General features: G+C 57.8%; 22 protein-coding genes and 3 pseudogenes. 12 read left to right on the top strand and 13 right to left on the bottom strand.

Annotation, left to right across the window (positions count from 1 at the left end; translation table 11 throughout):
- Positions 1-15 precede the first annotated feature (15 nt).
- Genes ACU0FH_RS05435 through ACU0FH_RS05425 form a run of 3 tightly spaced genes read right to left on the bottom strand, consistent with a single transcriptional unit; the run spans position 16 to position 2,861 of the window.
- A complete protein-coding gene (locus tag ACU0FH_RS05435) occupies positions 16-1,155 on the bottom strand; it encodes an extracellular solute-binding protein (RefSeq protein WP_446194150.1) in 1,140 nt (379 codons plus the stop codon).
- A 54-nt stretch (positions 1,156-1,209) separates the two neighbouring features.
- A complete protein-coding gene (locus tag ACU0FH_RS05430; protein WP_238372472.1) occupies positions 1,210-1,995 on the bottom strand; it encodes an ABC transporter permease in 786 nt (261 codons plus the stop codon).
- A complete protein-coding gene (locus tag ACU0FH_RS05425) occupies positions 1,995-2,861 on the bottom strand; it encodes an ABC transporter permease (RefSeq protein ID WP_446193701.1) in 867 nt (288 codons plus the stop codon). The genes ACU0FH_RS05430 and ACU0FH_RS05425 overlap by 1 nt, the downstream gene beginning before the upstream one ends.
- 99 nt (positions 2,862-2,960) lie before the next feature.
- Here ACU0FH_RS05425 and ACU0FH_RS05420 point away from each other — a divergent pair, with 99 nt between their 5' ends.
- The 9 genes and pseudogenes from ACU0FH_RS05420 to ACU0FH_RS05380 all read left to right on the top strand — a co-directional run bounded on the left by ACU0FH_RS05420 (position 2,961) and on the right by ACU0FH_RS05380 (position 9,064).
- Positions 2,961-3,938, top strand: a complete 978-nt coding sequence (locus tag ACU0FH_RS05420) for a LysR family transcriptional regulator (protein ID WP_446193700.1) — start codon at positions 2,961-2,963, stop codon at positions 3,936-3,938.
- A gap of 81 nt (positions 3,939-4,019) precedes the next feature.
- A complete protein-coding gene (locus ACU0FH_RS05415) occupies positions 4,020-5,015 on the top strand; it encodes an isopenicillin N synthase family dioxygenase (RefSeq protein WP_446193699.1) in 996 nt (331 codons plus the stop codon).
- 150 nt (positions 5,016-5,165) lie between these two features.
- Entirely contained in the window at positions 5,166-5,969 is an 804-nt protein-coding gene (locus ACU0FH_RS05410) for a CPBP family intramembrane glutamic endopeptidase (protein ID WP_446193698.1), read from the top strand.
- Between the two features lie 105 nt (positions 5,970-6,074).
- Positions 6,075-6,293 carry a hypothetical protein gene (locus tag ACU0FH_RS05405; protein ID WP_446193697.1) on the top strand — a complete coding sequence of 73 codons (219 nt, stop codon included), beginning with the start codon at positions 6,075-6,077 and terminating at the stop codon, positions 6,291-6,293.
- Between the two features lie 134 nt (positions 6,294-6,427).
- Positions 6,428-6,846: pseudogene (locus ACU0FH_RS05400) on the top strand (iron chelate uptake ABC transporter family permease subunit); the annotation flags it as partial.
- A gap of 25 nt (positions 6,847-6,871) precedes the next feature.
- Positions 6,872-7,168 carry an iron chelate uptake ABC transporter family permease subunit gene (locus tag ACU0FH_RS05395; protein ID WP_446194149.1) on the top strand — a complete coding sequence of 99 codons (297 nt, stop codon included), beginning with the start codon at positions 6,872-6,874 and terminating at the stop codon, positions 7,166-7,168.
- Between the two features lie 126 nt (positions 7,169-7,294).
- Positions 7,295-8,136: pseudogene (locus tag ACU0FH_RS05390) on the top strand (iron chelate uptake ABC transporter family permease subunit); the annotation flags it as partial.
- An 81-nt stretch (positions 8,137-8,217) separates the two neighbouring features.
- On the top strand, positions 8,218-8,424 hold the full coding sequence (locus ACU0FH_RS05385) for an ATP-binding cassette domain-containing protein (protein ID WP_446194148.1): 207 nt from the start codon (positions 8,218-8,220) through the stop codon (positions 8,422-8,424).
- Between the two features lie 85 nt (positions 8,425-8,509).
- On the top strand, positions 8,510-9,064 hold the full coding sequence (locus ACU0FH_RS05380; RefSeq protein WP_446193696.1) for an ABC transporter ATP-binding protein: 555 nt from the start codon (positions 8,510-8,512) through the stop codon (positions 9,062-9,064).
- Between the two features lie 361 nt (positions 9,065-9,425).
- Here ACU0FH_RS05380 and ACU0FH_RS05375 read toward each other — a convergent pair whose 3' ends face one another.
- The 10 genes from ACU0FH_RS05375 to ACU0FH_RS05330 all read right to left on the bottom strand — a co-directional run bounded on the left by ACU0FH_RS05375 (position 9,426) and on the right by ACU0FH_RS05330 (position 20,788).
- Positions 9,426-10,064: a transglycosylase domain-containing protein gene (locus tag ACU0FH_RS05375; protein WP_446193695.1), complete on the bottom strand. Its 639-nt coding sequence runs from the start codon at positions 10,062-10,064 to the stop codon at positions 9,426-9,428.
- A 567-nt stretch (positions 10,065-10,631) separates the two neighbouring features.
- The gene (locus tag ACU0FH_RS05370; protein WP_446193694.1) at positions 10,632-11,555 is read right to left on the bottom strand and encodes a fatty acid desaturase; all 924 of its coding nucleotides are present in this window, start codon (positions 11,553-11,555) and stop codon (positions 10,632-10,634) included.
- A 169-nt stretch (positions 11,556-11,724) separates the two neighbouring features.
- Positions 11,725-11,931, bottom strand: a complete 207-nt coding sequence (locus ACU0FH_RS05365) for a cold-shock protein (protein WP_238372463.1) — start codon at positions 11,929-11,931, stop codon at positions 11,725-11,727.
- 1,019 nt (positions 11,932-12,950) lie between these two features.
- Positions 12,951-13,595: an FMN-binding negative transcriptional regulator gene (locus ACU0FH_RS05360; RefSeq protein ID WP_446193693.1), complete on the bottom strand. Its 645-nt coding sequence runs from the start codon at positions 13,593-13,595 to the stop codon at positions 12,951-12,953.
- Complete coding sequence (locus ACU0FH_RS05355; RefSeq protein WP_446193692.1) at positions 13,592-15,373, bottom strand: ABC transporter ATP-binding protein; 1,782 nt, start codon at positions 15,371-15,373, stop codon at positions 13,592-13,594. The genes ACU0FH_RS05360 and ACU0FH_RS05355 overlap by 4 nt, the downstream gene beginning before the upstream one ends.
- Position 15,374: 1 nt before the next feature.
- Entirely contained in the window at positions 15,375-16,223 is an 849-nt protein-coding gene (locus ACU0FH_RS05350) for an ABC transporter permease (RefSeq protein ID WP_446193691.1), read from the bottom strand.
- Positions 16,220-17,167 carry an ABC transporter permease gene (locus tag ACU0FH_RS05345; RefSeq protein WP_446193690.1) on the bottom strand — a complete coding sequence of 316 codons (948 nt, stop codon included), beginning with the start codon at positions 17,165-17,167 and terminating at the stop codon, positions 16,220-16,222. The genes ACU0FH_RS05350 and ACU0FH_RS05345 overlap by 4 nt, the downstream gene beginning before the upstream one ends.
- A gap of 26 nt (positions 17,168-17,193) precedes the next feature.
- Complete coding sequence (locus ACU0FH_RS05340) at positions 17,194-18,750, bottom strand: ABC transporter substrate-binding protein (protein WP_446193689.1); 1,557 nt, start codon at positions 18,748-18,750, stop codon at positions 17,194-17,196.
- 56 nt (positions 18,751-18,806) lie between these two features.
- Positions 18,807-19,919, bottom strand: coding sequence for a C45 family autoproteolytic acyltransferase/hydolase (locus ACU0FH_RS05335; protein ID WP_446193688.1), 1,113 nt, complete (start codon positions 19,917-19,919; stop codon positions 18,807-18,809).
- A complete protein-coding gene (locus ACU0FH_RS05330) occupies positions 19,919-20,788 on the bottom strand; it encodes an alpha/beta hydrolase (RefSeq protein ID WP_446193687.1) in 870 nt (289 codons plus the stop codon). The genes ACU0FH_RS05335 and ACU0FH_RS05330 overlap by 1 nt, the downstream gene beginning before the upstream one ends.
- 155 nt (positions 20,789-20,943) lie before the next feature.
- Here ACU0FH_RS05330 and ACU0FH_RS05325 point away from each other — a divergent pair, with 155 nt between their 5' ends.
- The 3 genes and pseudogenes from ACU0FH_RS05325 to ACU0FH_RS05315 form a co-directional block, all read left to right on the top strand.
- A complete protein-coding gene (locus ACU0FH_RS05325) occupies positions 20,944-21,609 on the top strand; it encodes a GntR family transcriptional regulator (protein ID WP_446193686.1) in 666 nt (221 codons plus the stop codon).
- A complete protein-coding gene (locus tag ACU0FH_RS05320; protein WP_446193685.1) occupies positions 21,606-22,562 on the top strand; it encodes an alpha/beta hydrolase in 957 nt (318 codons plus the stop codon). Before ACU0FH_RS05325 ends, ACU0FH_RS05320 begins: the two co-directional genes overlap by 4 nt.
- 45 nt (positions 22,563-22,607) lie before the next feature.
- Positions 22,608-23,258: pseudogene (locus ACU0FH_RS05315) on the top strand (hypothetical protein); the annotation flags it as partial.

Genomic DNA, 23,258 nt, shown 5'->3' with positions numbered 1-23,258 from the left:
GAAAGGGCTTTGGGTTCAGTAGCCTTTCTGGACGCGGCCGAAGGTCTTGGACCATTCAGCTTCGTTGCCGTTCCAATAATCGGGATCGGCAAAGGTCAGGCCTGACAGGGTGCCTGTCGGGTCAAAGGCGGGCAGTGTGGGGATCTTGTCGCCAAGGTCGACCTGTTGCGGATCAAGCGCGGGCGGATAATTCTGCCCCTCGGCCACGGCGATCGAGGTTTCCGGCGCCAGCATGAAGTTCAGAAGCTCTTCGCAGGCCTCCATGGGCGAGCCCTTCATGACGAACAGGCATTCCTGCCAGCCAAAGCCATTCGGGGGATCCATATAGCCGATGTCGTGCCCTTGCTCCTGCAATGCGTAAATGCGGCCCGACCAGCCTTCGGTGACATAGATTTCCTCTTCGGCCAGAAGGCTCATAAGCTCGGCGCCCGAGGTCCAGTACTTGAGCGACAGGTCGCGATGGGTGCGGATCGCATCCCAGACCGCATCCATATCGGTGGCGCCGTTCGGATCCTGCCCGGTCTGGAGCGAAGCGTACCAGATCCGCGTGCGCCAGTCGCTCCAACCCGCGATCTTGCCCTTGTAGGCCTCATCGATCAGGATCTTCGCGCCTTTTTCCTTCATCTCTTCGTCCGAGATATACTTGCGATTATAGGCAAGGCCCGTCGTGCCATAGTCATAAGGCACGCAGGACAGCGCTCCGTCGGAGACATTGCGGAAGACGTCAACCAGCTTGGGAATGACGAATTTCAGGTTCGGAATATTGTCTTCGTTCAGGGTCGAGGCGAGGCCGAGGTTGTAATACCGGGCATAATCGAAGACGCCCGAGAGGTGCGCGATATTGTATTCGCCTTCCTGGCTGGCTTTCACGCGGCTGAGGTATTCGTCGCCGCCGCCGAATGTACCATCGACCACAGGTATCCCGGTTTTTTTCGTAAACGGGTCAAAGGCGTACTCGCGGAAGGCTTCGGACACGACGCCACCCCAGCCATCAAAGCGCACCTGATCGGCCGCCGCATGAGCGTATTTGGCAAATGGTGTCTGAACGCCATAGGCCAGCCCTGCCGCGCCGATCATGCCCAGAAAGCTGCGCCGGTCGAGATCGCCGTTCATATAGCGTTCGCGCAGCCGTTCGTATCGGGTTGTGTTGTCCATTTTCTTGGTCATTTCTCACTCCTTGTCGGTATGGTTTGTTGGGTGTTTGCGGTTCTACGTGCCGCTTTTCTTGGAAATCTGTCTTGCGATGGCCGCGCCCAGCAGCGGCAGGCCGACCGTCATTGCGATCATCACCGTGCCCAGCGCGTTGATCTCGGGGCTGATCGAGTTGCGCAGCATCGCGAAAATCTGTGTCGGGACCGTTTCCACGCCTCCGGGCTTCCAGAATAGGGTGCCGGTGATGTCGTCGAAACTGATCGTGAAAGCGAACAACCCGCCCGCCAGCACAGCGGGCATCATCAGCGGCAGGGTGATCTGAAAGAAGGTCTGGCGCGGGCTGGCGCCCAGGCTCATCGCAGCCTCTTCGACGTCGCGCTTGATCGAAATCAGCCGGGCCTGAACGACAAGGATCACAAAGGGCAGCGTGAAGATCACATGACCAAACAGAAGCAGGGTGAAGCTCTTGTTGATCCCGAGGAAGTTGAGGAACAGCAGCAGGGCAACAGCCAGAACGACCTCGGGCACGAGTATCGGCGCAATCAGAAGTGTTGAAATCGCATTGGCGCCGGGCACGCGGTAGCGAACCAATGCAAGACTTGCCAGGACGCCAAGGGTCGTGGAGATAATCGCCGTCAAAAGGCCAAGTATGATCGACGTGCGGAACGCGCGCAGGATCGCGTCGTTATTGGCGAGTTCGATGAACCAGCGAAACGACAGGCCGGTCATCGGGAAGCTGCCGAACTGGCTGGCGTTGAAGCTGAGCAGCACGACAACCGCCACCGGCAGGAACATGAAGATGTAGACGAGGATCGCCCAACCCCGGATCAGTTGCCACCCCATCAGCCCAGCCCCTTCATCAGCTGCGCCATCCCGAGATAGCGGTTGTAGATCATGACCAGCACCCCAAGCACGGCGAGCAGCATCAGGCTTAGGGCCGAGCCCAGTGGCCAGTTGAGCTGGGTAATAATCGCCTCGAATACGAGGTTGGCGAACATCGCATCGCGTGGCCCGCCCAGAACCAGCGGCGTGATATAGGTTCCCGCCCCCAGCACGAAACACAGCAGACCACCGGCCGCCAGTCCGGGTAAGGACAGCGGTAGTGTCACCTGCAGAAAGGTTTCCCACCGCGTCGCCCCCAGCGAATTGGCCGCGTCTTCGAGATTGGTATCGATCCCTTCGAGGCTGACAAAGACGTTCAGCACCATGAAAGGCAGTAGAAAGTGAACCAGCCCGAGAATCACTGTCGTTTCATTGTAGAGCATCTGGATGGGGTCCGTGATGATCCCGATCCAAAGCAGAAAGGTGTTCAACGCGCCGGACACGCCAAGAATGTTGATCCAGCTCATCGTCCTGATGATGTAGCTGATCCAGAACGGCAGCATTAGCATCAGCAGAAGGATCGCCTTGTTGCCCTTGGACCGGGCAATGAAGTAGGCAGCCGGATATCCCATCAGTGCGCAGACGAGCGTGGTGATGGCCGCGATGCGCAAGGTACTGAGAAGTATGTCGCGGTAGAAGGCGTCGGTCAGAGCCTCGCGCCAGTTGTCTAGGTAGAAACCCGCCTGATCCGCCCCTGTCGCGGTGCGCAGCCAGAAGCTGTAAACCAGAATGAACAGCAGCGGCACAAAGAGAAACAGCGCAACCGCCGTCAGTGCGGGGCTGAGCAGGATCCACGGCTGGCGCGCCTCTCGTGCTTCTACGGACATGTGATCTCGCGTTCCATTTCAGAATGAGAAGAGGATTGCGAAACGCTTGATCATAGATCAAATAGATAATTAGTATTATCAATATTGGCCTGAACTATAATGCGTCAAGAACCGTTCCTTGATCCCAAGTTGAAACCGGACAGGATCGCACGCGAACTCGACTGGAATTTGCTACGGACCTTTGTCGTTCTGGCCGAAAGCCGGTCTGTTTCCGAAGCGGCTCATAAGCTGAGTCTCAAGCAGCCATCTGTCTCTACCGCATTGAAAAGGCTAGAAGATCGGCTTGGTCGAAAGCTGATCAATCGCTCACCCGGGCATTACACCCTGACCGATGCGGGGCGTTTGCTATATCGAGAGGCGCTCGACATCAACGGATCGGTTCTGCGGCTTTCGACCTTGATGCGCGAGCTTACAGACGAGGTGCAGGGTCACGTTCGGCTGATGGCGGCAAGCCATGTGGTGTGCCCGCTATTTGATCAGGTGCTTGCGGATTTCCACGGCAGGCACCCCAATGCCAGCCTGACAATCGAGGTTGAATCGAGCGCGGATGCGATTTCCGAGGTCGCGGCAAAGCGCGCCTCTTTTGCCGTCTGCCTTGTAAAGGATCACAACCCGGGCCTTGAATACCGGCGCTTGTACCGGGAATTCTTTGGCCTGTTCTGCGGCCCGCCACATCCGCTTTTCGGAAAGAACGATCTGACCCAAGCGGATCTGGCCGGGCACAGTTCGGTCAGTTTCGAAACGGACCGGCTTCAGGATGTGTTGAGACCGGTGACACTCATGCGGGCGCAGGCCGAACTGGGGCAGAAGATCACCGGCCTGTCGAGCCATCTTGAGGAAGTCCGGAGGATGATCGTCGCTGGTTTGGGGATCGGCCCTCTGCCCGTTCATGTTGCCGCGCGAGACGTGGCCGACGGGCATTTGTGGCAGGTGCCGCCTTTCGATAACTTACCGGCAATCGACGTGCACGTGGTCTGGAATCCGAAAGCCATCAAGAACAGGGCGGAAGAGCTTTTGCTTGAGGCATTGTTGGAGGCCATTGAAACGGTGCCCATCGAAGAACGAACCTATCAGTAAATTCCTGTTTCCGTCGTTGACCTGAAAGTTGTTCCGGCGTTCAAATTGAACACGGGATAACGAAACCGGATCCGGGCAATCATGGGCAACGGCATTTCTGACACGACCATTCCGATCATTGACGCTCGGGAAATCACCTCGGGAGACCGGGCAGCGGACGCGAAAATCGCGGCTGCGGCTAAGGATGCGGGCTTTATGCGTCTGTCGAACGTCGACGAGGCGCTGGGGCTGTCGTCGCACTTGCGGCCCGAACTGCTGAAATTCTTTGATCTGCCTACGTCCGAGAAGAGCAAGCTCGCGCGCCGCAAATTCGCCCCCGAACATCCAAATGTTTATCGCGGGTATTTTCCGCTGCAGAGCGGCCAACCCACCTACAAGGAGGGGATCGATATCGGGGCGGATGCAGTCGACAGCGCTCGTACAGGTAGTTTTGGCGATCCGCTGCTCGAGCCAACTCCGTGGCCTGACAACGCCGATGATTGGCGTGAGAGTGTCGCCGAATATTACGTCGCGATGGAAGGTCTTGGCCGCATGCTACTTGCCGGGCTTGCCCGTGGTCTCGCGCTTGACCCCGCCCTCATGACGCCGCTTTTCGACTCCTCGAATTCCACGCTTCGGCTGATCCGTTACCCGGAAAGATCGGCGGAGTCACTGCCCGAAGATCTTACACAGGTTCAGGTCAGCTCTGGGGATCCGCGCTGGCTGGTTGGCGGTGCCCATACGGATTCCGGCTTTGTCACCTTGCTCTGGCAGGACGACAACGGCGGCTTGCAGGCCGAGGCGCATAATGGCGACTGGATCGATGTCCCGGCGACCGCAAACGGGCTGGCGGTCAATTTCGGACAGCTGCTGGAACAGTGGACCGGCGGACAGGTTCGCGCGACACGACACCGCGTGCTTGGCGGTCTGCGGGAAAGGGTCTCGATCCCCTTCTTCTTTGAGCCGGCAGTCGATGCGATCATCGAACCGCTGCCTCTTGCCGGGTGCGAACCTTTCACACCCTTTGCTTACGGTGATTTCCTATGGAACCACATGTCAAAATTCATCGAATTCCAAGGCGTTGAGCGCGCCGCGTGATGGCCCGGTTCCCCGAAGGACAGGCAGATGTCGGGCGCACTGCTTTTTGTTCAATATCAGCGTGGATTGACCCATTTTGTAAATGGTGTGCCCTAAAGCACCGATTGAGGCCCGCGTTAAGCGTCGCGACACAGGCAAGGAACCAAGGCATTGATCCAGTCTGACATTGCTGAACCCCGCGCGCGCCGGAACCTTGCCCTGCTCCTCGCCATTCTCGTGATCTGGACAATCATTACCATTTTCGGGGCGAGGCTGATCTACTCCGGCGATGTCTCGCTGGGCGATGTCGTGAAGACCGGCATCGCATGGCAAATCCTTGCAGCGGCGCTTTTCCTCGTTTGCGTCATTCGGTTTTTCAAGTGGCGCGATCTAGGCCTGCGTGGACCTCAGGCGGGCACGCTGAGGCTGCTCTGGCTGCCATTCCTGATCTTGACGATGATGGGAATCCTGGCGGTTCTTTCGGGACTGCCGCCGGTTCCCGTCGTCGTCATGATCCTGCTCAACACGTTTCTAGTGGGCTTTTCCGAAGAAGTAATGTTCCGCGGCATCTTCTACTCCGCGCTTCGAGACAGGCTGCCGATCTGGACCGCTATCATCTGGACAAGCGTGGCCTTTGGTGCTGTTCACGTTCTCAATGGATTCGTGACCGGCGACTTCGGCACGGCGACGATTCAGGCTTTCGCGGCAGTAGCCAGTGGGCTGGTGTTGATCGCGATAAGGCTGCGCACCGGATCGCTATGGATTGCGATTGCATATCACGCCCTCTGGGACTGGATCCTTTTTGTTGGGATTGCTGGCTCTGCAGGGCCGGTGCCCAAGCAGGTCGGCGCGACCCCGTCCATTGCCGTAATGCTCCTTCCCTTCTTGCTGGTGCTCCCCAATGCGCTCTACGCGCTTTGGCTGTTACGGGGCGTGGGACGATCTCTGCCGTTGAGCGACCCGGAGGCCCTTTGAGCGCGAGATCGGACAGATCGCCTGCGTTTTCGCCAAACGTTCTGACCCAACAGACGTTACTTACGAGAGTTCTCATTGCCCGAGCATATTCCCAACTTTTCAATCATGAATACTATCCTAGAACCGATGCGACGGACACTGGCGGCGCACCGGCAAGGACGGGAAATCTTTGCAGGTCCGGTGTTCGCAGGAGCGTTGTCCTTTAGCAGCATCCTGTCGCTACCCTTTGCCCTGAATGAGCTGGAACAGGATCTGGTCGCCGCCATCGACGGCGATCCGGCAACGCCAGTCCAATCCGCCCAGCTGGCCGGTCTCGCCCCGTAAAATGGATTGCCCTTTTATTAGGACTGCTTACAGTCATGGCAGTGTCCCTGACCCTCGGCGTCAGAAGCCCAGCCTTTTCAGACTAAGACTATGTCGCGGCTTTCACCAATTATGATCAGTACGACCCGGATCATGTCAGCATTGTTCATATTCGGCTGTCGAGAATGATCGCTGGGGGAGCGCTTGAGGTGGCTGGCAGCCTGATGCAGGCGCTGACCCGCAATCCCCTTGCCGATCCCGGGCTGCTTGGTGTCAATGCCGGCGCAGCCTTTGCCCTTATTATCTCTTCAGGCAGGCAAGCCAGAGCCATATCGCTTTCCTTTCGTTTCCCGGTGCGGCCCTCGCTGCGATGGCAGTCTTCGCCCTTGGCGGCAGGCTCAAGGGGGATGCCGAGCCGGTGCGCCTGACGCTGGCCGGGGCCGCGTTGAATGCGTTGCTGCTGTCACTAGCGACGGGTGTCGTGCTGATCCGTCAGGATTCACTCGAAATCCTGCGCTTCTGGGTCGCTGGGTCTCTTTCGCAGGCCACGGTTAGACCACTTTTCGAAATGGCCTGCGTGGCCGCACTAGAACCGCTGGATCGCTTGGGCAATTACTCATCGCCTCGAAGCGATTTCCCTTGGGGCAGCGCTTGCGCGTGGTCTTGGCACCGACCCGGGCAAGATTCAGGCCGCAATGCTGGTCGCCGTGACGCTGACAACCGGCGCGGCCGTAGCCGTCGCTGCCCTCATCGCTTTTTTCGGGCTGATCATTCCGCCGGTTGCCCGCTGCTTTCCGGGCCATAACCTGCGACTTGAACTGGTCGCTTCCGCGATCCTCGGCGCGGTGCTGTTGCTGCTGGCTGACACGCTGGGTCGCCTTGATCTCACCCCTTAGAGGTTCGCGCCGGCATCATGGTGGCGCTGCTCGGTGCGCCTGTCTTTATCTTCATCGCACGCAGCCAGCGCCCCGGGGCAACTGCGTGAGAGGCCCTGTACTTCTAAGCATATTCCTAGTGGCCTCATGCTTGGCGGCAATATCGATTGGTCAGGTAGATATGGCGCACATGACCTCCTAACCCTCCTGGCTTCCGGAAAAGGTCCCGGCGCGCTGATACTAGATACAATTCGCGGCCCTCGAGTTGCGACCGCATTGGGAGCGGAGGCCGTGTTCGGTCTTTCCGGCTCACTTTTCCAGACCCTGTTCCGAAATCCACTGGCAGCGCCGGATATCCTTGGCTTCACTGCGTGCGCCGGATTGGCCGTGGTTGCGACGATTGCGCTTGGGCTGAACCTGCCGATGCCGTTGGTCGCCTCTCTGGGCGGATTGCTTGCTGCATTGCTCGTGGCGCTGGCTTCGCTTCAGCCCGGCAGACCGACACAGCCGCTGACGCTTATTCTCGTCAGTCTCGGGATAGGGTTCTTAGCCTCGGCGCTGACGACATTCCTGATGACACTCCTGCCGAACGCGACAACGGCTGACGCACAACGCTGGATGGTCGGTTCGCTCGCGGCTCGCAACTGGAGCCGTGTCCTACAGGTCTGGTTACCCGGACTCTCGCTGTCTATCGCAGCCGCAGCACAGGTCAAATCCCTTGCCGTGCTTGAACTAGGCGATGAGCTGCTTGGCATTGATGTTCAGCGCTGCCGTTGGGCATCGCGGTCACCGGCGGGCTGCTTGCAGCCACAGGCGTCGCCGTTGCGGGACCGATCCCCTTCTTGGCCCTGATGGCCGGCCCGCTTAGCAGCCGCCTCACGGAAGCCCGATCCTTGAAAGGCAAACTGACGTCAGCCGCAGCAGCCGGGGCGCGGGTCACCGTCCTTGCCGACCTTTTCGCAAGAGCAGCACTGCCGGGAATACAGCTGCCCGTAGGCGTGATGACAGGCCTAATCAGGGCACCGTATCTGCTTTGGCTTCTGTCCCGAGAAATGGAAAGGGGGCGAATTATGACTCTGAGAGCTGAAAACCTGTCGCTCGGGTGTCATGATCATATCGCAATCAACGATCTGGCCATCGAATTGAAGCGCGGCGATATGACAACGATTCTAAGCCCCAACGGCTGCGGGAATTCGGCTGTCCTGAAATCGCTGGCACGGTTGGTGAATCCGTTGAATGGGCGCGTCACATTGAATGGTCGAGACATCCACGCCTGAACAGCCGATCATTGGCACGCGAGATGGCGATCCTGCCGCAAACTCCCCTCGCCCTATATGGCATCAATGCTGGTGATCTGGTCAAATGGGGCCGGACACCGTGGAGAGGTTTTTTCTCCCCGTGGAGCGAGCACGACTCGCAAGCCTCAAAAATGCGCTGGATGCCGTGGGATTGACCGAACTGGCGGATCGTCCGGTGCAGGAACCGTCGGGCGGTCAGCGTCAGCGAACATGGATTGCATTAGCTCTGGCACAGAATGCACCGCTTTTGTTGCTGGACGAACCGACGACCTATCTGGATCTGGTGCATGAGATCGATGTGCTCAGCCTGCTTCGCAAGCGGAACGTGGATGATGGCCTGACAGTCATCAGCGTGCCGGACGACCTGAACGTCGCCGCCCGCTTCTCGGACACGCTGATCCTGCTTGGCCAATGTGGGTTAGTCGCCGCCGGAACACCGGAACAGGTCATCACGCCAGAAAATCTGGAAATGTCCTATGGCCTAAAATCGCAGGTGATACCCGATCCCGTGAGCGGCCGCCCGATGATCGTCCCGCTGAAAGCGAATAAAAGCCCAACTATCGCCAGAAGAAAAGCCTGTACACCTATCTGGCGAGTTCGGATAGACGGAGAATTTTGATCTAGTTGGTCAAGGCGACGCTGGCCAATTAGCTCATGCAGCAATCAATAACATCGAAATAATTCTTGCTGGGCCAGAGCAAAGATCAAAGATGTTGTCAGCTTCAGGATGTGTACGTGCGGGAATAAAATCTTAATGATCTTTAAGCCACTCATCGCGACCGTTTTTCCATTTAATGCAGGATCGGCTACTACAGGAGTGAAAATCGCTGGGCTCGTGAATTATAAACTTTTGGCGAGTTAACCGTCGTCGCCGTGATGTCTTCCAGACCATACCGACTTCCAATAATACATCTTCGATTATTTAATACAAACTCTGCGACAGTTGTAGTTGAGGTCTGCTATGCCCCGCGAACTGGCAGCTATTCTTCAGGTTTGCAACGCTCCAATGGGTCACTGACGATAAAGGCCGTCTGAACGGCGCTTTCGGCTTCATAGTGCGATATAAATCCTGCTTTCAACATTTCCGCCAGCACGAAATTTCTGCGCTCAACCGCTCGTTCGTATGACCTAACTGGATGGAAATGGATTGGAGATTTGGGCAGTGCTGCTAAGTAAGCGATTTCCTCAAGTCTCAGATCATCAATAGGTTTTCCAAAATACGCCAAGGCTGCGCCAAGAATGCCAAAGCAATTTTGCCCTAGGAAAATCTGGTTCACATACCAGTTCAAAACCTCTTCATGTGAGAGTGTTTCACCTATCACAAATGAAAGTGCTAATCTTTGGAGTTTCCCTCCTCTTGGTTGAAGGTACCAACGTCCGATCTGCTGTGTGATGGTAGAGTTTTGAAGTGGACGTTTAAAGAAATAGCGATCCTCTGCCGCGGCAAATGCAAGTTGCGCGGCGCGGGGTATCGTCGGCCAATTGGTCGCTAATTCTTGATAGTGTTTACGTACTTGATCAGGGCTTGGAAGCTCTGGTACCGTGGTGTCGCCTCTGGCAACCACCGCCGCGACAATGATGACAAAAATACTGAAAAGTAGTTTCTGAGAAGGACTCATAAGGAAGCTTATCAAACAGGTTTTTTTGCAGAATGAGGCCAAACAAGTCAGATTGCCAGTCAACCCACGGAACGCAATTGCAGTTTTTTCTCAACATTCGGAGAGTCACCGTTCGCGCATTCGCAGAGAAGGCGAACTTTGTCCCACATAGCGGACCTCTTGAATGAAAACGGCTCGTGACCGATTACAGCCTACCTCTGCCTTTTAGCCTAGAGATTTCTGACTATACGCAGAAGTATTTTAGCCGCCAACGTCAAGGCCGGAGGCACCACGGACATGGCCGAACCACCTGCTCAGAGGATAGATGCCCAAAGGCGACGGGCAACGCGCGCGCCCTGAACCTAGAAGCCCGAAACTGCAAACAGTTCCCCGCAAACGCAGACGACACCAAACGCCGGCCCGCCCTAAAAGTTGGCGATCACTGTAAACGAAATTTTCCATAAGCTGAGATTAGGGCGGTCGTGCGCACATCATCGACTGCACGTTTATTCCCACGTTGACGCTCGCTTTGTTAGACTGGTTATTCGGAGAGCCGTCCCGTTCCTCTCGCGCACCTTTGAATCGCGATCATGAAGGCAACTTACGGGCTTCGGAAAACGAAACGAGACGACGTCCGGCCTCATCCCAGAGTGCGAGCTTTGCGCAACCCAGGCTCTCATAGAACGTAATTCGTCCGACCTCGTTGAACTCAACGTTGTCCCGAAGAACTTCGGGGAGTCGGTAGAACGGGATGCGGCTGGCGAGGTGATGGATATGATGTGCACCGATGTTCCCCGTCATCCATGTCAGAATTGGCGGCAAAACGTAATGGGACGAGCCACGATACGACGCGTCCTGCACCCTCCACTCTGTATCCTGATCCCAATATGTCTCTTCGAACTGATGCTGGACATAGAAGAGCCATGTGCCGACAATCGCCGCGAGCACCATCATGGGCAGGTAGACGAAGACCAGTACCGGAACGCCACCCAGCAGATAAAGCGATCCGAGCAGAGCGATGATTGCGCCATCGGTGCCAAGGGCACTTTTCCATTCTCCCCGTCGTGCCTTAAGGGGATTGGGCGGTACACGGTTCCAAATCATGAAATTGAATGTCGCGATGAACCCGAAGAGCACCAACGGATTCCGTAGAAGTCGGTATCCGGCACGCGCGACCAACGACCTGGAGCGATATTCGGCGATCGTCAGGGTGGGGATGTCACCCGTTCCGCGATGGTCGAGGTTACCGGTCGTCGCGTGATGAAGCGCGTGGTTCTGTTTCCACATTGCGTACGGGGTTAGCGTCAGCACGCCGATAACCCGCCCGCACCATCCGTTCCAGAACCGGGACGAGAAGAAAGCGCCGTGTCCGCAGTCATGCTGGATCACGAAGAGACGGATGACGAAGGCTGCGTTGATCAGCGACAGGCCGACCGAAAGCCACGGGCTGATCGCGAGGGACCACCACGACAGGGCAAAGATGAAAGCGAAGGGGAGTGCTGTAGCGACCAATTCAAAACGACTGCGCGACGGAATCGGGGTCCGATAAGCTGCGAGACGACGACTCCAAGCCAGCGCCGAACCTCGAGTCGGACTCGGTCCGTGGACTGTTGGTCGAGGATCTGTGTGTGGAAGAGATTGGTGTGCCGGGTGCCTGTCAGGGCACCCGGCTATGCTCGGATCAGGCGAGCGCGAGATTGGTCGCGCTCTCTCTGTTGTCGCGGCCCGATTCGACGTCGAAGGTAACCTTCTGAGCGTCGGCAAGACCGGTCAGGCCTGCGCGTTCGACGGCCGAAATGTGGACGAAGACGTCACGTCCGCCTGTCTCGGGCTCGATGAAGCCGAAGCCTTTAGTTGCGTTGAACCATTTCACGGTGCCATTGGCCATATCCGTGATCTCCTATTCTTGGTGCTGCCCGCAGTATGCGGCAGCCCGGCAATATCAGACTGAGTGATCGACTGAAGCCGGTTGAACGGAGGCAGAGGGTCGCAGAAAAACGTTAGCCAACCTCGTGTGGATGTTTCCAGGGCAAAAAGCAAGTACACGGTTTCAGAAAATAGCGTGTCTTTGAGAAAGCCTGAACGAGACGACGCATTATCTGACGGTTCCCTTGAGGCAAGAGGGTATCTTTGAAAACAAAGCCGTGCAAAGCTGCTTCATGATTGCACTCGTACCCAAGCCTGGCGACTTTCAAAGGGTCCTCAGGCGCATGCTGAACCGTGCAGAGGGTTTGGGACGAACCGAAATCGCCATAAATGCGCAGGACCTGGACGAGGAAGTTGACGGCTATCCTGGTGCCAGTCACCGCGTGGCCATGTGCTGTGATGGCATGGTCGCGGAGATGTGGTCCGACGACAATTTGCTGAGCGCTCCGCCCGATGGAATTGGCCAATCGTTGACCATAAACTTCCGGGTGCCGCGTCGAAGGCAAAGGTAGGAATTATGCTTTTGTAGTGGTGCCTAAAAGACGCCAGACGGAAATCGACGTGGGCTGTAGCGGTGGCGCGGCAGCCGCTGAGACGGCGAGAGAGCGGAAAAAATTTTTCAGTTACGTTTTCCGAATTCTCATCGAAGCCTTTTACACGTAACTGTCCCTTCAGGAATGCCACACGATTGGGAATCTACTGGCACGCCTTGATGTCTGTTAGAAATATGGTGCGAGTCCTGAATTGGCGCAAATCGACGATATCGAGAGATCCAACCTAGGGTCTGGGCCGACGATGCATTGCTTAGAAAACACCTAGGCGAATTCGGGCGTAGAGGCCGGTCGCAGACCGACAAATGGTTCTAAAGGTTCAAACCGCTACACCACATCGATCTACAAAGGTCCGTCGTGGGGCGTATCACGCAAGGCTGGACGCCTGGACAGAAGGGCACCTAACCTCAGCGTCAAAAGGGAGAACGATTCAGATCTGGGACACGCCCAGAAGCGCGCGGAGAGGGTCGCGACCAATCTCGCGCCCGCCTTCCAACTGGGCAGCAACCGCAGCACGGTTCGCAGCAGAGCGCGTCTGCTCGACCTTGGAGACCCCGACAACCGTTTCGATGTGAATACGGAATCCGACGATCCGGTGCATCATTCTATCAATATCGCGCTGTTCAATGCGATCCAACTGCCATGTACCGCCGATGCGACGTTCGGATTGGGAGACGATGTTGAGCATTAGAGCCATCATCTCCTCCTCGGTTTCGATCACCTCTATCGGGCCGCGCACCTGAACCGACTGGTAAATCCACGTGGGTACATCCTCATCTTCCACATACCACGCCGGTGACACATAAGCTGATGGGCCGGTAAAAACCGCGAGCGCCTGAGTTTCTGAACCAACGCTTGCGGCTTGGGGATTGGCACGGGTGATGTGACCGACGAGTGTGCCACAGTCCGCTTGTCCGTTTTCGAAATAGAGCGGCGTGTGGGTTGCTTCGGTGATGCCTGCCTCACCCTGAGTGACCAGCAAGGAGAACGGTTCGGATAAGATCATCGCTCGCGCGGCATCTTCGCCCATCCTGTAGGGCGCCGGAACATAGGGGCGACGAATTGACTGTGTCATAGGCTGGTCGCTTCCCGCGCTCTGACAGCCACGATGTGGCCTGCTTTGGCCTCAACAAGATGATAAGGGTCGTCAGGGCGTGTCGCATCGTAGTAGTCGGTCACGTCACTTTCGTCCTGCGGCAGCTCTGTCTCGGCAAGCATAACCCCGTCCTCACTCTGTTGAAGCCGCGGGGAAGCGCTTAGCAGCAGCCGGGTATAGGGATGACGGGGCGCGGCAAAGAGGTCTGGAGTTGCCGCGGTCTCCATTAAGCGGCCATTGTGCAGAACGTAGAGCCGGGCGCAAAGCTGCTCGACGATGTGGAGATCGTGGCTGACGAACAGACAGGCAAAGCCAAATTCCGCCTGTAGCCGTTTCAAAAGAGAAAGGATCTGTGCCTGAATCGTCACGTCGAGGGCCGAAACCGGTTCGTCCGCGATGATAAGATCCGGTTTCGCAATTAGCGCCCGGGCAATGGCGACCCGCTGACGTTGCCCCCCAGAGAGCGCATGCGGAAATCGGTTTGCCATTTCGCGTGTCAGGCCGACTGCCTCCAGCATTTCCTCGACCGCACGTTGCCGCTCGGCCCGGCTCAGGCTGGTGTCATGGCGCAGACCCTCGCGGATGATACGGCCAATCCGCATCCGGGGATTCAGCGAAGAAAATGGATCCTGGAAAACGACCCGAATACGCTGACGCAGTTTGCGCTCCTCCGCCGACGACAGGCTACCCAATTCACGCCCGTCAAAGGTGACACGCCCGCCGACGCTTGGGGTCAGACCGCAGACCGCACGCCCGATGGTGCTCTTGCCGCTGCCGGATTTACCGACGAGACCAACAAATTCGCCCGGCGCAACCGTCAACGAAACATCCCGGACCGCATGGTGAACCTTCCCGCCAAAAAGGCCCAGCCAGCCCTTTTCCGTGAAATCGACGCTCAGGTTCTCGATCTTCAAGAGCGGTTCCCCTTCACGTCCGGCAACCGGAGCTGGCACGCCAAGTTGTGCGGCTTCGAGCAGCCTTTGGGTGTACGGATGCTGCGGGCGCGTCAGAACCTTTTGTGTAACCCCGCTTTCTACCAGTACGCCCTGCTCCATCACAGCGATCCGGTCGGCATAGCGCGCCACGACAGCGAGATCGTGAGAGATAAGGATCACAGCCGTACCATTGGCCCGGGCAAGTTCCTCCATGATATCCAGCACCTCGCGTTGAACCACCGCGTCGAGCGCTGTCGTCGGCTCGTCGGCAATGAGCAGTTTCGGCTGAAGCATCATCACCGAGGCGATCATGATACGCTGTCGCATCCCGCCCGAGAATTCGTGCGGATAGTGATTGAGCAGCGTTTCTGGCCGGTCCAGCCGGACTTGTCGCAGCATGTCGAGCGCCCGTTCGCGGATCTGGCTCTCGGAAAAGTCGGTATGCAACCGCATCGCCTCGAACATCTGTTCACCAATGCGCATCGTCGGGTTCAGCGACGAAAGCGGCTCTTGGAAGATCAGCCCGATGGAACGTCCGCGCAGCTTGCGCAATGCCTCAGGGCTCGTTGGAGAAGTTATTTCCTCACTACCAAACCGGATATGGCCTTGGGTAACGCGCCCGGGTTCGGGCAGTAATCCAAGAATCGAGCGCCCGATCATGCTCTTGCCGCTCCCCGACTCTCCGACCAACGCAAGTACTTCGCCCTGCTTGACAGTCAGGTTCACGCCCTTGACCACCGCAGCGGGCCCGAAAGAAATCTCCAGGTTCTCAACGGCAAGGAGGACATCGCCATCTGAGCTTATGTTCCTTGGCTGGGTCATGTCAGATCGTCTCCTTCGAGGGCGCTGCCCCGGATTTTGGATCAAGTTCGTCGCGCAGCGCATCACCGAGAAGGTTTACGCCGAGCAGGGCAATAGAAATGCAGACCCCCGGCAGCAGCCCGAGCAGCGGGTAGCGCATCAGATGTGCCTTGGCCTCCGACAGGATATTGCCCCAGCTCGGCTCTGGCGGCGGCACGCCCAGTCCGAGAAAACTCAGCGCACTTTCGGCCAAAAGAACCCAACCAAACATCATGGTGGTCAGTACGATCAGCGGAGCGAGACAATTCGGCAGAATGTGGATCAGAAGCGTATAGAGGCGGGAATTGCCCATCACCGTCGACGCTTCGACGAACTCGTTCTGGCTGATCGAGAGCACGGACCCGCGTACCACCCTTGTCACTGCAGGAAGATACGCGACTGAAAGCGCCATGATCACACCGAACCGGTTTGCCCCGATGACAGCCATAAGGCCAAGCGCGATCAGCAGCCCCGGAAAGGCCATCAGCGCATCGAGGATCATGATCAATAGCCGGTCGAACCAGCCTCGGAAGTAACCCGCTGCCGCTCCGAGCAACGTGCCGAGAATAACCGGAAGGATCAGTGTAGAAAGTCCGATTGAAACCGAAACCCACGCGCCGCGCATCAATCGCGACAGGACATCGCGGCCGAACATATCAGTCCCGAACGGATGGGCCATCCCGGGCTCGGCAAAGCGATTCAGCAGATCGGATTTTAGCGGGTCGTATGGGGTCCAGACTGCGCCGAGAAAGGCGGTGAGCAAAACTAGGGCAAGCATGATAGCCCCGATGAGGCCATTGGGTTTGCCAAGCAGGCGAAACAGGAAAGTCACGTCAGTCGCACCTTGGGATCAAAGAAGGAATACGCGATGTCGATCAACAGATTTGTCAGGACATAGATCAGCGCAATGAACAGCAGTGCACCCTGCAGGACGGGATAGTCCCGGCCATAAATCGAGTCGACGAGCAGCTTGCCGATACCCGGCAGGGTAAAGACCGTCTCGGTCACCGCCGCGCCCGCCAGCAGGCCCGCCAGCGCAATGCCGACCATTGTTAACGTCGGAGCAAAGGCATTCGGAAAGACATGCCGCCACAGAACCTGCCTCTCGGGCAATCCCTTTGCCCGGGCGTGGGTAATGTAATCGCGGTTCATCACCTCGAGACTGCCGGCACGCATCATGCGGGTCATCACAGCAATCTCGGACAGGGCCAGCGAAGTTACAGGCAGGATGAGATAAGTCACTCCAAGACCGAAATCCTGGGACATCGACACGTAACCGACCGTCGGAAGCCAGCCTAGCATAGCGCCGAACACGACCAGCAGCATCAATCCAACCCAGAAACTCGGCATCGAGAGTTTCAGGATCGTCAGGAAGACGATGGCGTAGTCGGTGCGCGAATTGTGCCGGTGCGCCGCCACCAGTCCGGCCGGAATGGCGACAATCAGAGCTGTCGTGATCGCAAGCAACACCACAGTGGCCGTGACGCTGAATCTGTCGAGAAGGAGTGCGCCGACCGACTGACCGGTCAGCACCGAGACACCAAGATTGCCGGAGAAGATCTCGCGCAGCCACGCGAGGAACTGGATCGGCAGCGGCTGATCCAGCCCCAGTTGCTGGCGCATCATTTCAAGGGTCGACTCGTCGTCGATATTGCCGCCCAACATCATGATCGCCGGGTCGCCGGGCAAGGCCCGGACGAGGCAGAAAACCATGACGGCGACGATGATCAGTGTCGGAACCGACATCAGCAAACGTCTTGCAACGAAAAGGAACATGGTCGCCGTCTCCTAGCCTGCTCGGATCAATCAGAGACCCGCAGCATCCAACCGCGCAGCACGCCCGCACCCCAGTTCTCAAAGCCCGAGACCCGGTCAGACATGCCAGTGAAAAGCATCCGGTGGCCGAGACCAATGGCCGGAACCTCTTTGTTGAAGCGATGCGAGAGCTCGTCGATGATTTCCTGCAAACGTTCCGGATCGCCGGTTTCGAGTGATTCATAGACAAGCGCGACGGCTTCCGGATCCTGCCACGCCTTGCGCTTGGCCTCGCCGGTGAACATTTCAAAGCTCAGACCGGCATGGAGCCGTGGCGAAAAGCTGAAAGACTGCATCGTGTAGCCTTCACCGGTGCGGTAGGCTTCCAGCTGGGTGCCCCACTCCACCACTTCGAGTGTCGCATTGAATCCGGCATCGGCCAGCATCGCCTGTGCCATCAGGGCGCGTTCGTAGTAGGCACCATTGCGGCGGGTCGCGATGATCTTGATCTCTTCACCGTCATAGCCAGCCTCTTCCATCAGGGACTTGGCCTGCTCGACGTCATAGGCCGGGTACTCGGCCTGAACCTCGGTAAAGTTCTTCGACATCGGCGGCACCGGCGAAGGCGAGGCTTCACCGAACCCTTCGGTAATCGCGGCCATGATCTGACTGGGATCAATAGCATGCGCCATGGCCTGACGAATCCGCACATCGGCCAGAACCGGATCGTTCGGGTTCAGCAAATAGGTATCCCAAACGGCCGACTGTGTCGCATCGACCTTGAAGCCAGGCGCTTCCTTGAGCTCGGCCGCCGCCATTGCGTCGAGCGCCACGATGTCTAGATCGCCCGCCTGGAGGGCCGTCTTCGCCACCGCGCCTTCACCTACGAAATCAAAATGAAGGGTGTCCACCTCTGCATGTTTGCCGCCACCGAGGCCGTTTACCGGCTCGTCCCGGCTGACATAATCGGGGAATCGCTCGAGTTCCACGTAGCGGCCGGGAAGGTGCTCGCCCAGAACATAGGGACCCGTGCCGATCGGCTTGTTCCAGCTTCCATCCTCATTCACCGAGTCCGGGTGCAGGATACCCATGGAGCCACAGTCAAACCGCGCCATCGTCGCCAGAAACACGGCATAGGGCCGATCAAGAGTAATTTCGAACGTGTAGTCGTCCACCGCTTTGGCAGAAACGACCTTCAGGCCATTCTCGCCGTTGAAGTAGTTCTTGCAGTGACTTTCCGACGCTTCCCCGGCCAGCCGGTTCCACGACCACTCTACCTCATTGGCTGTCATCTCCTCGCCATTGTGGAACTTGACCCCGTGGCGAAGATTGAAGGTGTAGGTCAGACCGTCCTCGGAAACGTCATACGTTTCGGCGAGCATCGGGATGATTTCAAAGTTGTCGGCATAGGTCACAAGTCCCTCGACAAACTGCGAGTGAATGATGTCGGTGTTGCCGTCCCGTGTCACTCCGGGGTTGGTGCCACGGATATCGGCATTGAGCGCCATGTTGACCGCGCTCTCTGCCATGACGCTCCCGCTGGCGGCGCAGCCGATTGCCGTTGCTGCGAGGAGCCTCGCGATACCGAATTTGTCCATAGTCATGCTATTTTCCCTGTTGTTTTAATTGGTTAATGTTTGAAGCGACCCGCGCGATCAGACTACGAGAGACTGAAAACCGTTGTTTCGCTGTGAGCGTAGGGCAGTTGCCGGATGCGCATTTCACCAGCACCAGCATTCATCAGAACCATGGCGACCGTCGCGGAGAGATAGGCATTGGTTTCGCCTTCGTTGCCCTGAGGCGAGCGTATGATCCCCCTGGGCGCACCAAATCTGTCATCCAGAGCTTCGGCCAGAGTATCGAGCGTGTGTTTCGACGCGCTTTTTTCGATCAAGCCCCGCAAGCGACGATCCCGGAACAAAGTGTCAGCCCCGCGGGCGATCCCGAGGTCCATCTCGCGTACACGGGCGGCCGGGCTGGTAAAGTGGTTGGCGTGAGTGATGCAGCCGCCTTCTGGCGCCTGCCAGTAAATTCGGTCGGGCGTGGTCTCGAAATTCAGGCAATCGCCGCTTTTTGCGCAGCTCACTGTCATGTTGTTCGAGACGGTGCGCGGCAATCGATAGAGTTCCGTCAACGCTTTTGAATATCCCCCCGCCTCGAGCACGCGGCGGCGGATGACAGACAGCGGCACGCCAAACGGGGCTGTCCCGTCCTGTGCGCAGACGAGGTTGTTGCCGGTGATCGCAACCCCTTCCGAATTGAAACCCGCCCTTGCAAGGCCACCTGCCTCGACAAAGGTCAGTACGTCAGGACCGTTGTCGCGCCGGATCTTCAAGACTACGGTGCTCTCGGCGCAATCCGGTAGCCAGTCCCAGTTCTGAACATGCAGAAGCTGTCCGTTCTCGCTCATTTCGGGCAGGACCACGGCCGATGTGCAGCCATCGTCGAGCTTTGAGGTATCCTTGGGGCGTTGCGCGTGGAGATTGATAATCTCGCTGCGGCCATTGATGACCAGAACTTCTTCAAGCTGCACGCCCGCGCCTTCGGCGATGCCGGCGAGTTCGTCCATCGCCTCCGGCACCCGCTTGGCAAGGCTTTCGCGCAGCTCTGCCGCATAGGACAGAACGCTATCCCAGCCCAGACGATGCTCCTCAAACAGCTTGCGATATACACCAAGCCCGTGACGCAGCTGGGTGTCTGCTGCGCGGCCATAGGCGCGTCCCCGTTCAAGCGGCGGGCCTTCGAGCTCGATCAATTTTGGTACGATAGCCATCAGCGCACACCCGGTGCGGGAAGCTTGTCTTGCAGCACGTCGGTGAAAAAGCGTTCGACATAAGGGAACACACCTCGCATGTCATGCGGCACCCCCGGCGCAATGTCATGCCATACATCGACGCCCCGCGACTCAAGCGATTCACGCAGGCTGTGCAGGCGCTCATTGCGGTCTTTCCCGGCGCTGTTTGCCCCGGGAACGTAGCGCGGCGAATCTTCCGGAAAGGTGATCTCCCAGCTCTCGAGATCCTGTGCGCCGACAGACATATGGACTTTGACCTGCTTCAGTGCGTCAAAGTCGATGCCCCGCCCGAATACTTCTGCAAAGTTGCGGATGCCGGGCCACCAATCCATCGTTTCATCCAATAGCGTGACTGAGCCGGGTGCGCCGATCGAGGCCGCCTTGAGCCGGTCGGGATGCAGATAGAGAAAGCGGTGGGTAAAGTGCCCGCCGCCGGAAAAACCGAAAAGCATGAATTTTTCAAATTGCCGGGCCAGTAGATCGCCCGCCTCCTTGACCATGGCCAGCAGAACCTCGTCATAGCGGATATCGCCTTCAATCATGTATTTGTACCCGCCCGACTCCATGTCGCCGAGAACTCCGACGGGAAAGAGCGGGGCGAGGATCACGCAGTTGTTGAACCGGCCAAAACCCGAAAAAGCATCGCGGTATAGAGATTGAAGCCGCATCGTCCCGTGCACTGCGACAAGCAGATCCAGGTCCCTCTCCGGCTCGTCCCAAGCGCTTTCCGGAATGTAGAGGGTATAGCAAAAGCGTGGATCCGCCTTGCAGGCAATGATCGTGGTATCCCCGGTCAGGTAAAGCGATCTCAATCGTTCCTTGGGGCTATCCCCTACTCTTGGCAACATTCGCGATGGTCTCCAGTCGTCATTTTAAGCCGACCTTAGGGGTCCAAATTTGTGGCGTCAAAATATTTTTACAAATTGGCGCCAATTTTGTAGAACATATTGAACGCGGCCTCTTTCCTGCGTAGAATAACCGCATAACAGCCGGACACGCCTTCATGACCGCTACACAGCAAGAGACGATACCCGCCAGACAATCCCTGGATGAGATCTCGCAGCAGATTATCACCGATATAAACAAGGGCACTCTCGGCCCCGGTGAGTGGCTGAAGCAGATCGACATGGAGAAACGCTATGGTTGCACTCGGATCAAGGTCCGCGATGCGCTGACCAACCTTCACTCCAAACGTCTGGTCGAACATATCCCGAATCGGGGCTACCGCGTTCCCATGCCCGACCCGGTACGTTTGAAACAGGTTGGCGAGGTGCGCGCGATACTGGAATGCCAGGCAGCCGCCGATGTCATTGAATTCGCCACCGACGCGGACATCGCCGAGTTGCGCGGCTACGCCGAAGCCTTCAAAAACGACGCCTATCACGGATCATCCTTTGCCCAGATCGAGGCCAATCAGGCGTTTCATTTCAAATTATACAGCTTTTGCCGCAACGATGTGCTGCGCGAACTGATGCTGGATCTCCGCCAACGTGGCCCAGCCGCACCCGTCGGCCAATGGCAGACGATGCACCAGCTTCAGCAGGCCACTCAAGGCCACTTCGAGCTGGTTGATGCCATCGAAAAGCGTGACCTTACGCTGCTGAGGTCTGCGATCACCGACCATATCAGCGGCAATCGTGCCGCCTCCGCAGAGCCCGAAATCGAATGACCATACATCCAGACCTGCAACGCCTGCTCGAACGCAACCGCGCGGCCGGTGGCCCAGCCCTGCAGGATATGACACTGCTTGATGCCCGCGACGCCATGCGCGCCATGTTTGTCGGTAACGGTTACCCGGTCGTGCACCCGACACGGGTTGAGACACTTTCGCCAACGGGTGGCCATTTCACGGTGACCATCTACCGCCCGGAGCATTCAGAGGGGCCGCTGCCAGCGATATTGTACTTTCACGGCGGCGGCTATGTGCTGGGCGACGCAAAAACGTATGACAACCACTCACGCGCTCTGGCCCATCTGCTGGAGGCGGCGGTTGTTTTCGTCGGTTATCGACTTGCGCCCGAACACCCCTTCCCCGCCGCGGTCGAAGATGCCCAGGACGCAATCGAATGGCTCGGGAGCGCAGCCAAAGACCTTGCAATTGACCCGGCGCGGATTGCGGTCATGGGGGAAAGCGCCGGTGGCAATCTCGCGGTCAATGCCGCCCTTCACGCAGGTCGAACAGGCGCACTGGAACTGCGCGGTGCAACGCTGATCTACCCGGTGACCGATGCCCGCCCATTCGCCGCCGAGCCCGGGCCGGAAATCTATCGCTCCGTTGAGCAATATGGCAAAGGCACCAATCTCGAACATGACGAAATGCAGTGGTTCGTAACAAACTACCTGCAAGATCCCGCCGCCATCGATCACCCGGAAAATGTGCTGGAACATCAACCCGACTTGCATCTGATGCCGCCCACCAGGATCATCACCGCCGAATGCGATCCGCTGCGCGACATGGGCATGCGTTTTGCCATGGCTCTGACCGAGGCCGGTGTAGAATCGCAGGCCGAATGCCTGCCCGGAATGCTGCACAGCTTTATGTGCCATGGCGGTATCTCAGGCCGGGCTCTTCGCCACTTTTTCCGCATTGTCGAAATGCTGGCAGGTGATCTGGGAAAATAGCCGCAGTACCAGCTGCGCTTCAATCAGAAAATAAGCGACGTGTGCATGACCCAGGATTATTCGACTGCCAGTGAACTCAAGCTCATGGAAGGTTTTCCGCCCCCACCGGAGCAGCAGGTCACACTCGAAAACGGCTTCTGGACTGCCCCCTACAACCGCTGGGCCTATCAGAACATGCGCAGGCTGATGCCAACTGCGCCTATTCGGTGCACGGCCGAACCTATACCGCTCAAGATCGCGCATGACACGAGGGTCGAAAACCTGGCCGTGCGTCGACCTGACGACAGCCTCGCCAGCTTTGCCAGCTTCCTGCACGAAACCTTTACAGACAGCCTTGTCGTCGTATCGGGTGAGACGATCGTACATGAAAGCTACTTGAACGGCATGACCGCTCGTACGCCACACCAGATGATGTCTTGCACAAAATCGCTGGCGGGACTTTTCGCGCTGCTCGCGATCGACGAAGACCGGGCGAGTGAAGGGGACACGATTGCCTCGCTTCTTCCCGACGCAGGTTTGGAGCCGGGCGTCGCCAGTGCGACTCTCGGACAGGTTCTTGACCTGCCCCCCTTCGGTCCCTCGTTCATAACGAGAGTCTGCGGGTTTGATCTTGATAATCATGGGTTTCGGTTTGGGCAAGCGCGCCGGGCGCGGAGCCCTCAAATTGCTCAAGCGCTCGGCGCGCTTGCAGTGGCG

The organism is Heliomarina sp. (assembly GCF_052826185.1).
Note: the sequence above shows the minus strand (reverse complement) of the source record. Positions and strands in the feature narration are given on the sequence as shown.